The 1,397-nt window shown below is 56.3% G+C and carries 1 rRNA gene; it reads left to right on the top strand.

Annotation, left to right across the window (positions count from 1 at the left end):
* Positions 1-1,397 (top strand): 23S ribosomal RNA (locus ABD437_RS42905); the annotation flags it as partial.

Below are 1,397 nucleotides of genomic sequence, written 5' to 3'. Positions count from 1 at the left end.
GGCAGTGAGACTGCGGGGGATAAGCTTCGTAGTCGAGAGGGAAACAGCCCAGATCTCCAGCTAAGGCCCCTAAGCGTGTGCTAAGTGGGAAAGGATGTGGAGTCGCAGAGACAACCAGGAGGTTGGCTTAGAAGCAGCCACCCTTTAAAGAGTGCGTAATAGCTCACTGGTCAAGTGATTCCGCGCCGACAATGTAGCGGGGCTCAAGTACACCGCCGAAGCTGAGGCATTTACACGAATAGTCTGGCTCCAATTCCTGCGGGACTGGTGTTGGATGTGTGGATGGGTAGGGGAGCGTCGTACGACGGAGGAAGCTGCGGGGTAACCCAGTGGTGGACGTCGTGCGAGTGAGAATGCAGGCATGAGTAGCGAATGACGGGTGAGAAACCCGTCCGCCGAATGACCAAGGGTTCCTGGGCCAGGCTAATCCGCCCAGGGTGAGTCGGGACCTAAGGCGAGGCCGACAGGCGTAGTCGATGGACAACGGGTTGATATTCCCGTACCCGCGAAGGATCGCCCATGATGAACCCACTTTGTGCTAACCACCCAATGGTGTGGAGGTCTTCGGACCGATACGCCGGCGGCTGGGATCCCGGGTGGTAGTAGTCAAGCGATGGGGTGACGCAGGAAGGTAGCTCATCCCGGTGAATGGTGGTGCCGGGCTAAGGGTGTAGGACGAACCATTGGCAAATCCGTGGTTCATATGGTCTGAGACCTGATGGGGAGCCGTTGTGGCGAAGTGAGTGATCCTATGCTGCCGAGAAAAGCCTCTAGCGAGATCCGAGCGGCCCGTACCCTAAACCGACACAGGTGGTCAGGTAGAGAATACCAAGGCGATCGAGCGAACTGTGGTTAAGGAACTCGGCAAAATACCCCCGTAACTTCGGGAGAAGGGGGGCCGGAGACGTGATCCCACTTGCTGGGGGAGCGTTGTATGGCCGCAGAGACCAGGGGAAAGCGACTGTTTACTAAAAACACAGGTCCGTGCGAAGTCGTAAGACGATGTATACGGACTGACGCCTGCCCGGTGCTGGAACGTTAAGGGGACCGGTTAGTCCGTAAGGGCGAAGCTGAGAACTTAAGCGCCAGTAAACGGCGGTGGTAACTATAACCATCCTAAGGTAGCGAAATTCCTTGTCGGGTAAGTTCCGACCTGCACGAATGGCGTAACGACTTTCCTACTGTCTCAACCACAGGCTCGGCGAAATTGCACTACGAGTAAAGATGCTCGTTACGCGCGGCAGGACGGAAAGACCCCGGGACCTTTACTATAGCTTGGTATTGGTGTTCGATTCGGCTTGTGTAGGATAGGTGGGAGACTGTGAAGCGGGCACGCCAGTGTTCGTGGAGTCATCGTTGAAATACCACTCTGGTCGTATTGGATGTCTAACCCGGGC

It is taken from the genome of Cryptosporangium japonicum, assembly GCF_039524755.1.
GTDB lineage: Bacteria > Actinomycetota > Actinomycetes > Mycobacteriales > Cryptosporangiaceae > Cryptosporangium > Cryptosporangium japonicum.
Note: the sequence above shows the minus strand (reverse complement) of the source record. Positions and strands in the feature narration are given on the sequence as shown.